Annotated in this window: 8 protein-coding genes and 1 pseudogene; 7 read left to right on the forward strand and 2 right to left on the reverse strand. The window is 53.7% G+C overall.

Annotation, left to right across the window (positions count from 1 at the left end; all coding sequences use genetic code 11):
• Positions 1–137 precede the first annotated feature (137 nt).
• A pseudogene (locus VGH19_20990) lies at positions 138–1067 on the reverse strand (ISAs1 family transposase).
• 154 nt (positions 1068–1221) lie between these two features.
• Here VGH19_20990 and VGH19_20995 point away from each other — a divergent pair.
• Positions 1222–2385, forward strand: coding sequence for a redoxin family protein (locus tag VGH19_20995; protein ID HEY1173855.1), 1164 nt, complete (start codon positions 1222–1224; stop codon positions 2383–2385).
• 95 nt (positions 2386–2480) lie between these two features.
• Positions 2481–3488, forward strand: a complete 1008-nt coding sequence (locus tag VGH19_21000; protein HEY1173856.1) for a cytochrome D1 domain-containing protein — start codon at positions 2481–2483, stop codon at positions 3486–3488.
• A 265-nt stretch (positions 3489–3753) separates the two neighbouring features.
• Here the strand turns inward: VGH19_21000 and VGH19_21005 are convergent, their stop codons facing one another.
• The gene (locus tag VGH19_21005) at positions 3754–4413 is read right to left on the reverse strand and encodes a hypothetical protein (protein HEY1173857.1); all 660 of its coding nucleotides are present in this window, start codon (positions 4411–4413) and stop codon (positions 3754–3756) included.
• A gap of 149 nt (positions 4414–4562) precedes the next feature.
• On the opposite strand from VGH19_21005, the gene VGH19_21010 reads away from it, so the two are divergent.
• From VGH19_21010 to VGH19_21030, 5 genes are all read left to right on the forward strand, one after another.
• Positions 4563–5342, forward strand: a complete 780-nt coding sequence (locus tag VGH19_21010; protein ID HEY1173858.1) for an SIS domain-containing protein — start codon at positions 4563–4565, stop codon at positions 5340–5342.
• A gap of 24 nt (positions 5343–5366) precedes the next feature.
• Positions 5367–5735: a four helix bundle protein gene (locus VGH19_21015; GenBank protein HEY1173859.1), complete on the forward strand. Its 369-nt coding sequence runs from the start codon at positions 5367–5369 to the stop codon at positions 5733–5735.
• A 24-nt stretch (positions 5736–5759) separates the two neighbouring features.
• Entirely contained in the window at positions 5760–6794 is a 1035-nt protein-coding gene (locus VGH19_21020) for a methionine synthase (GenBank protein HEY1173860.1), read from the forward strand.
• Positions 6795–6944: 150 nt separating this feature from the next.
• On the forward strand, positions 6945–7787 hold the full coding sequence (locus VGH19_21025) for an MBL fold metallo-hydrolase (protein ID HEY1173861.1): 843 nt from the start codon (positions 6945–6947) through the stop codon (positions 7785–7787).
• A 139-nt stretch (positions 7788–7926) separates the two neighbouring features.
• A complete protein-coding gene (locus VGH19_21030) occupies positions 7927–8850 on the forward strand; it encodes a hypothetical protein (protein HEY1173862.1) in 924 nt (307 codons plus the stop codon).
• Positions 8851–9102: the final 252 nt, after the last annotated feature.

Below are 9102 nucleotides of genomic sequence, written 5' to 3' on the forward strand. Positions count from 1 at the left end.
GATTGCAAATCTGCCGCAGGACTTCCAGTTTCGAACGGTGCTGGTTTGAGTGCTTTTTTGTTTTCACCTGCTCCGTGTGGCGCAGTCAAAATCCTCAGACCAGCATTTTCTGCTTCTACTCCTGTGGTTTGCTACTGATCCAAGACCCAATGCAACTGGTTCTCAACGCTCCAGTGGCCGCGCACTGCGCGGGCAAAGCGGCTGGCGTCGTTCGTGAGGCTGCTCAGGTAGTAGCGCCGTTCCACACTGGTCTCCCCGTTGACCGTCCGGACGGACTCCACTGCGCCCACGCTCTTTAAATCTTCCCACTGGGTCCGGTCGGCGAACCACGCCAGTTGTTCAGTCTGCCAGTAGCGCCGCTCCTCCAACCGGCCATGCCCCTTGTCCACCGTGACCACGGTCAGCAGATGCGGCTCCTGCCGTTGGATGGCGTCATCCAGAAAGCTTTTGACCTCGGCAAAGGCCGTGCCTTGGTTGCCTTTGAGGGCCAGCACGTAGTCGGCATCCGCCGCCCGGATCTCTTTGGCGATGTTCTTCTGGCAACCCATGGCATCCAACGTCACGATACACCCGGCCAGTTCCAGCACCCGCAACAGTTGGGGCACCGCCGTGATCTCGTTGCTTTTATCCGCCACCTTGAGCTGACCCAAGCTCAGGCCGCTGGCCACCGCCCAAGCGCTGACCATCACTTTGGGACACTCCCCCTGATTGATCGCCCGCCGCAGCGCCTTGCCATCCAAGGCCACCAACTCCTGCTCCACCGCCGTCCGCAGGCTTTGGGTCCAGCGGATGAAGCAGTCCAGGAACTGCTTCGGGTCCAGCACCGCAAAGACCCGGTTGAACGTGTCATGGCTGGGAATGCCATGCGGCAGCTCCAGAAAGGTCTCGAACCAGTCGCTCTTGGCCTCGCCGAAGACTTCCATGTCCTCGAAACTGTCGGCCCCGCACAGCAACGCGCAGATGGCGATGCACAGCACGTCGGGCAAGCTATGCAGCTTGCGCCGCTCCACCCGCGGATCCGTTACTTCCTGCAGAACCGTCAGCAAACTCAATGGGGGCTGCTTCATCCCTCCTCCTGTACGCTCACCCCTTACTTTGTACAGTCTATTACACTGCTTAAGTCGTGTTTTTAATGCGTGAGCCCTGGTCGTGATCCAGAACCCCATAGACACCGCCCACGAATTGTTGCTAGCCTCCTTTCTCAATCACCGACATCCATTTATGAAGCTACTGTCTCTGACGCTCGCTTTGTTCGCTCTGTGCACCACGCTCCGTGCTGAGGAAGGCGTGGCGGATCTGCCTATCGGTGCACCGGCACCGGACTTCAATCTGCCGGGCATCGATGGCAAATCACACAAGCTCTCCGAATACAAGGATGGCAAGGTGCTGATGATCTTCTTCACCTCGAACCACTGCCCCACCTCGCACGGTGTGGAAGCGCGCTTGAAGAAGTTCCTCGCGGATTTCAAAGGGAAGGGACTGACCTTCGTGGCCATCAATCCGAATCACCCGGATGGCCTGAGCATCGATGAATTGGGTTACTCGAAATACAACGATGGCTTCGAGGACATGAAGAAATATGCGGCAGAGAGCGGCTTCACTTTTCCTTATCTCTACGACGGCGAGACACAGGCGATGGCGAAAGCCTACGGCTGCTTAGCCACGCCGCACGTGTTCATCTTCGATGCCGAGCGTAAGCTGCGTTACAAAGGCCGCTTCGATGATTCCCGTTTCGCCGATGAATCCACCGTGAAGTCCAACGATGCTCGGAATGCCGTGGAAGCGTTACTCGCAAGCAAGCCGGTGCCGGTGGAGATCACCAAGCCGCACGGCTGCTCCACCAAGTGGCGCAGCAAACAAACCGCCGTGGCTGCTCAGACGCAGAAGTGGGAGAAAGCGCCGGTGACGATTGAGCAGATTGATGCCGCTGGCGTTGCTAAGCTCGTGAAAAATGGCACGAAAAAAGTGCGGCTCTTCAATGTGTGGTCCACCACTTGTATCCCGTGCGTGAAAGAGTTTCCTGAACTCGTCACCACCGCCCGCAAGTTCGGTCTGCGTGATTTCGAGATGATCACCATCACCACGGATGACCCGGCTGATACAGAAAAGGCTAAGAAATTTTTGGAGAAGCAAGGCGCGGGATTGATGGATCGCCTAAAGCCCTCACTCAAAGCCGAAGGTCGCACCACGAACAGCTATCTCTACAGCGGTGCGAACATGGAAGACATGATGAAAGCTCTCGACCCGCAATGGCCCGGCGGCATGCCGCACACTGTTCTCGTAAGCACCGATGGCAAGATCGTGTGGCGTCATAACGGCCCGGTGGATGGCGACACCTTGCGCGCAAAGATTCTCGAGCACATGGGTAATTACTACGTGCCCTGAGTTTATTTGAACGTCCCGATCATAGCTGGCTCCGTTAGGAGCCAGCTTTTTACTTGTCATCACTCTCCCTGAACTGAAGCATCTCCTTATTACTGATGAAAAAATCTATCTTCTATCTCCTTTTGGCAGGAACCGCATTGCTGTGCAATTTTTCCACTGTGGCCGCCGAATCTAAAGGCTATGTGCTGGTGGCGAACAAGGGCGATCTCTCCATGGGCATCATCGATCCCGTGGCAGGTAAGCAGATCGCGAACGTGCTGGAGGACGGCATCACGGGGCATGAACTCGCTGCTTCGCCGGATGGTAAGCTCGCTTATGTGCCCATCTTCGGTAATTCCGGCGTGGGCAAACCGGGTACCGATGGCACGCTCATCCGTGTCATCGATGTGAAGTCACAGAAGATCGTTAACACGATCGATTTCGGCAAGGGCGTGCGCCCGCACTGCCCTGTCATCGGACCGAAGGATGGCTTGCTTTATGTCACAACGGAACTTTTGAATTCCGTGAGCATCATTGATCCGAAGACGCTCAAGATAGTTGGCTCAGTTCCCACGAAGCAGGAGCAGTCACACATGCTGGCGATCACGCCAGATAATCGCAAAGGCTACACAGCCAATGTCGGTCCCGGCACTGTCTCCGTGCTGGATCTGGAAAAGCGCACACACCTCAAGACCATCACCATTTCCACGAACACCCAGCGCATCTCTGTTTCAGCAGATGGCAAGTGGGCGTTCACATCCGATCAGACGAAGCCGCAACTGGCGATGATCGATACGGCGAAGGATGAGGTCACGCATTGGGTGGAGTTGCCGGGCATCGGTTACGGTACGGCGACGACGCCGGACAGCCGTTATCTGGTGATTGCGCTGATCAGCATCAACAAAGTCGGCGTCCTCGATCTGCAAACGCGCAAGATCGTGCAGACGATCGATGTGCCGAAAGCTCCGCAATATGTGCTGATGCAACCGGATGGCGCGAAGGTGTATGTCTCCTGCGATGCCAGCCGCAAGGTGATGATGATCGACACGAAGACGTGGAAGGTAGAAAAAGAAATCGCCGCTGGTCAAACGGCGGATGGGCTTGCTTGGGCACCGATCAAGTAAGAGGCTATAAAACTAAAACGCCCGGAAAGATCCGGGCGTTTTTTTATTTCCATCCGCAAAGGTGTGACTGACCAGGGTGACAGGTGACCCTTGACATTTATACCTTTTGCTTTTTGCCGTTTGAGTTTTTCGTGTGGCAATTTGCCTTTTTCAAAAACGAAGCAACTAACTTCGAGTCAGACATTTGGCATATTGTTTATTGATTTTATCAAACGTATGAACCTGTCTTCGGCCAGCCACACCTTTGCGGACGGATATGCTTGGTTCAGATCGGGAGCAATTCTGTCTTGTTCGCTTCCGCAATGGCCTGTTTGACCCTTTCGGAAAACTCCTGGATACGGTCCACTTCATTCCATGCTTCACGGCGAGGAATGCCATAGTCAGTAGTTTCATAGACCTCGTAGCCGATGATGATGAGTTCCTCCATCTTCATCCCCTTCTCCACCAAAGTTTCCTTTTTCCGCTCTTGTTTCTTGATGATGCGGTGTTTCACAAAGCCGTTGCCATTCTCAAACAGATTGATGTTTTCCGCGCGCAACGGTACCGCCTTCGCGGCGGCTTCCAGCTTGGGAATCACATCGTTCTTTAACACGAGAAGTTCAGGCACAGTCAGGCGCTTTTCATTGCCATCGAGATCACGAACAGACGCTGAAGCCAGTTGGTTGGTTTTGGAGATGCGCAGGGCAAGCTCTTGATCTTCTTGGATCAGGGCTTTCAGTTTCTCACGGCATTCTTCGATCGTGTAGTGGCGCTCAGCGATCTTTTCCGAACCGGGTGTGGGCTTGAACGCTTTTTCCCCTTCTATGGCTTCGGTGAAATATTCACGGCGGTTGCTGCCTGCTTCGGCCAGACGACGCGTCCACGCGGCGATGTCTGCGTCGAGCTTCTTTCGGCGGTTGAATCCATCTCCCAATGTCATCGGCATAAATCTCCTTTGTTTGAATCTGCGCTCAGTAAAACGTTTTGAACCGGCGAGCCAAGCTAAATCTGCCAGTGCGATAAAACTGCAAAGGTGCCGGGAGTCAGGGATATTTTCATTTACGTCCGTTTCCCTTAGCTTTTCCTCAATTATTTGTGAGTCCGACTGAACAATATCTCGATAAGTGCCGCGCCATGGTGGAAGTGGTGGCGAAGCAGCAACCGCTCATCCAGCAGGCCGCCGATGCCTTCGCTCAGACCATTCTGGCCGGGCGCATGGTGCATCTCTTCGGCTCCGGCCATAGCCGCATCCTCGTGGAAGAGATGTGGCCGCGCTACGGCTCATTCCCCGGCTTCAACCCCATCGTAGAACTCTCGTTGAGCTTTCACAACCTCGTCGTGGGACCGAATGGTCAGCGGCAGGCGATGTTCCTGGAGAACGTGAGCGGATTAGCGGGACGCATTCTTCGTAACTTCGATCTTTCGCAACAGGATTCAGCTCTCGTTGTCTCATCCAGCGGTTGCAACATCGTGCCAATCGAGATGGCCGAAGGCTTCAAGCAACGCGGCATCAAGATGGTGGCGATCATCAGCCGGTTGCACTCGGAGGCAAGCAAGAGCCAGCATCCGAGCGGGAAGAAGCTGCAGGACTTTGCAGACATCGTGCTGGATACCGGTGCGCCGATTGGTGATGCGATGGTGAAATTGGATGGACTGGAAACACCAGTCGCACCGGGTTCGACTGTGGGCGGGTGTTTGTTGGTGAATACGATGAAGGCGGAGGTGGCTGAGCGTTTAACGAAAGCTGGTAAACCGCCGAAAGTGCTAACGGCAGGAGCGTTGGTTGGGAAAGAAAAAGCGACGGAATTGTTTGAAGCAGCTTACGACGAGCATGCCCGTCGTCTGGCAAAACTCTACGAAAAGATTGGAGCGTAATAGCCAAGGTATGAGGTATGAATTATGAGTTATGAAGGGGAAAGACAGGATTTGCGGGTGCGCACAAAGCTTTTTGCACTTCGGATTATCAAGATGTGCGGCACTCTCCCCATTACTCGTGAAGGGCGAATTTTAGGAGATCAAATTTTTCGTTCAGGAACATCCGTCGGAGCAAATTATCGTGAAGCCTATCGCGCAAGGTCCAAAGCTGAATTCATTTCCAAACTGGGCGACTCACAGAAAGAACTGGAAGAAACAATTTACTGGATGGAACTGCTGCTCGAAACGGGAACGGTGAAAGAAAAGAAAATGGCTCTTCTGTTAACTGAAGCTGACGAATTGATGGCCATCATCAGTGCGATCATCAAAAGCTCCCGAAGCTCCTCTTCATAAATCATAATTCATACCTCATAATTTATGGCCCTACGCACATCTGTCATTGGCAGCTATCCGTTTCCTGGATGGTTGGAGTTTGCTTCACACAACCTGCCGCAGTTTGGGAAGGATGATTTGGCAGAGTTGCAGGATGATGCGGTGATCACGGCGGTGCATGATCAGATCGCGGCGGGCTTGGATGTCATCACGGATGGCGAGCAGACGCGGTTGGATTTCAATCTTTCGTTTTATGGCTATATCCAAGGGATCGAGCTGGAATCGGTGTCGCCTCGTAAGTTTGGGCCACCGGCGCACGATCAGCGTGGGAAGCATCAGGTGACGGGTGAGTTACTTGCGCCACGCGGATTGGGCGCAGTGGAAGAATTCAAACGGCTGCAAAAGGTGGCGGCTTCGTTGAAGATCGGTGAAAAGACTACGTTGAAGGCGAGCGTGCCGGGGCCTTACACGTTGAGCGGGCGTTTGTTACCGAATAAGCAGTATGCGGATCGCTGGGCGTTGACGGAAGCGTTGCTGCCCATCGTGCGGAAGGAACTGGAAGATTTGGTCGCGGCGGGCTGCAAGGAGATCAGCGTGGATGAGCCATCGATGAGTTGCTACGCGTACAAGGAGGACACGAAACGGTTCGTAGACATCTTCAATCGCACGGTGGAGAGCGTGGTGGGCAAGACGCGCATGTGCACGCATCTGTGTTTCGGCAATTACAAGGCGCGTGCGGTGGGGCCGCGTCGCATCAGCCCGATGTTCCCGGCGTTTCTCGATATGAAGGCGGACGAGATGCATGTGGAGATGGCAAGCCGTGAGTTTGCCGAGATCGAACTGATCGCGGACATCGCCAAGCGCATGGATGTGGCCATCGGCATCATCGATGTGAAGAGCTATTACATCGAGACGGCGGAAGATGTGGCGAATCGCGTGAAGCTCTGCCTGAAGCATGCGCCCGCGGAGAAACTGGTGTTCGCGCCGGATTGTGGCTTGAGCCAAACGGCGCGCTGGGCGGCGAAGCGGAAGCTGGTGAGTATGGTGGAGGGCGTGGCGAAGGTGAAGAAAACGCTCTGAGCAAAATGACCAATGACGAAATCCGAATGACCAAGGAATGCCACAATGACGAATGTCTAATGTCAATGAGATCGATTTTATTCAGTCATTGCACATTAGCTCATTCCTTCGTCATTCGAGCTTGGTCATTCGTCATTCCCGGAGGTGCTTGTGCTTAAACCTGCCGCACTGAAAGACGACGCTTTCTTAGCTGAGGTCAAAGCCACTTCCCCTGCCCCCTCCGGGTTCCATCTGTGGTGGTTGGGGCAGAGCGGATTTTTGATCCAGTGGCAGGGCAAGCATCTGCTGTTTGATCCGTATCTCTCGGATTCGTTGACGCGGAAGTATGCGGCGACGGATAAGCCGCATACGCGGGTGACGGAGTTGGTCATCGCGCCAGAGAAACTGGATTTCATCGATGTGGTGACTTCGAGCCATAATCACACGGATCATCTGGACCCGGAGACGTTGTCACCGTTAACGAAAGTGAATCCGGGGATTGTGATGGTTTGCCCTGAGGCGAATCGGGTGACGGTGCGGGAACGTTCCGCTTTGTCAGAGGAGCGCATCAAGGGATTGGATGAGGGGCAGAAGGTTTCGGTGGCGGGCTTTGAATTTCATGCAGTTCCAGCGGCGCATGAGAAGTTGGATAAGGACAAGGACGGACGGCACATCTATCTCGGCTTCGTGGTGAAGTTCGGGCCGTGGACGGTCTATCACAGCGGGGACACGATGTTGTTCGATGGCATGGTGGATATCCTCAAGCCGTTCAATATCGATGTGGCGTTGCTGCCTATCAATGGGCGGGCGCCAGAGCGGCGGGTGGCGGGAAACTTGTGGGGGCGGGAGGCGGCGCAGCTGGCGAAGGACATCGGAGCGAAGGTGGTGATCCCGTGTCACTACGATATGTTCACTTTTAATACGGCGACGACGGAGGAGTTTGAGCGGACGTGTGGGGAGATCGGGCAAGGATTTAAGGTGATGCGGAATGGGGAGAGGTGGGGAATGAAATGACCAATGCCTAAGCCCGAATGACGAAGGAATGAGCGATGTCGAACGCTCAAATTAATTAGGGTAGCCGTAGGCGCAGGATAGTTTTTCTTCGAGTTCAAAATTTTCTTGTTAATCGCTGAGCCGGGAGGAGGATGCGGCTATGCGTTCCAAGATCTCGTGTCTATTTTCCCTCAGTCTGTTGCTGCTGCTTTGTGGGTGTCTGGAGTTCGAGGAGCAGAGCATGTCGTATCGGTATGATGAGAAGACGGATACGCTTTATATTTTTCAGGATTACCGGGGAATATTCGGAGGCAGCCGAAAGGAGACTTTGACAAGCAACAAAGATTCCATCGCAGAAGAGGTCGAACAGTTGGAATCGGTATTAAAAAGAGAACGCACGTTCTTTTTCGGGAACTGGATCACAGAATTTGATCGGGAAGCGTTTATTGAATATAGTAAGGAGTTGAAGAGCACTCCAGCCGATGAAAACTCCAAACTAAATGCAGAGGAGCGCAAACTTTTACTCGCGTTAATAGAATCATTGCTTGCGAATGTGAAGGTGGAAAACGGACCGTTTTATTATGACGCCAAAAAACGTCTTTGCGGGACACAGAAGGTAACCTTGACGAAGGCTTCCGAGATCATCCGCAATGCAAACCGGACGATGCCCATGGTCTTGAAAAGCATCGCCAAAGAAGACTCGACGACAGCGGCTGAGAAGGCGTTGATTTTGAAGGCGATGGAAAAACGGAAAGACTTTATCCACCTGGAAAAGAATATCTTCAGTTTGGTTTTTCCCATGTCCAAGCCTGAGTTCGATAAAACCTTTGGGCCCAATGCCGAACCAGATTTGATGGTTCAAGAGTTCAAGAAATGTGGTGGCAAGATAGAATTCAAAGATGATGAAGTCCACTTCAGCCTAGGGACACCGCAAGACAGAATCACCACCCTGACCTTGCCGGTGGCGAAGGCGAAGAAAGACTATCAGGGCTATCTTCCCAACGCCGTGGATGAGGTGAGGAAACGGGCGGTCATTTTGGAGAAGTATGATGTGGAGGCGGCGCGGAAGGAGTTTTTGAAGTAGGCCGGTTGCACCGGCGGGCCAATAATTCTGAGAGCAAATGTTTAAAGGCGAAGGGTAGAGCCTCCTGTGTCGGCTGGGAGGAATCCGCCTTCCTATCTCGGCGGCTACGAAAGGGGCGCATCTTGACACTGCCCCCATAATGAGTTGGTAACGGTTCCGATCCTGGGTGCAAAGGGGCAACCACGAACCAAAGGAACACGGATGAAGCCAGAACCCAAGCGGCCTTTGACCTTACGGGAGATCGAGCAGGAA

The organism is Verrucomicrobiia bacterium (genome assembly GCA_036405135.1).
Classification (GTDB): Bacteria; Verrucomicrobiota; Verrucomicrobiia; order Limisphaerales; family JAEYXS01; genus JAEYXS01.